At 42.5% G+C, this 520-nt stretch carries 1 protein-coding gene; it reads left to right on the top strand.

What is annotated here, in order from left to right:
• Positions 1–377 (top strand): LPXTG cell wall anchor domain-containing protein (locus QOR82_RS09155; protein WP_283584425.1); only part of this gene is annotated, 377 nt, incomplete at its 5' end.
• Positions 378–520 lie beyond the last annotated feature (143 nt).

Genomic DNA, 520 nt, shown 5'->3' with positions numbered 1-520 from the left:
CGAAGACGAGTACGCCAAAGGTACCGACACCGCAACCAAGTAATCCGACAGTAACAACGCCGAAGACGAGTACGCCAGCGGTACCAACGCCGCAACCAAGTAATCCGGCGGTTCCAACACCCCCAACTACACCAGTGGATCCTACAACACCGGATATGCCTAATACAAATACACCCAAAACACCAATAGTACCTAGTGTGCTAGAGAACAAAGAACAGCGAAAAGTTAATCTTACTCCAGGTACTTCTGCCGTGTTTGAAACTAGCAATTCAGGATTACCAAAAACTGGTAGCGTTCAATCAAAGCTATCTCAAATAACTGGTCTGCTATTATTAGCTATCTTGGCAACTTTTGGCTTATATAAGAAACGAGTATAAATTAAATAGGATTATAACGGTGGATTATAGAATGAAGTTAGCCACCCAGTTGGTGGTAAAAAAAAACCATTCGGCGTGACATCAGGTATCATATTAAGTGAACCAAACCTATATGAAAGGATGTCCGTCAAATGACGCACTTA

It is taken from the genome of Limosilactobacillus difficilis (assembly GCF_947387495.1).
Classification (GTDB): Bacteria; Bacillota; Bacilli; order Lactobacillales; family Lactobacillaceae; genus Limosilactobacillus; species Limosilactobacillus difficilis.
This window is presented reverse-complemented; position numbering and strand designations above follow the sequence as displayed.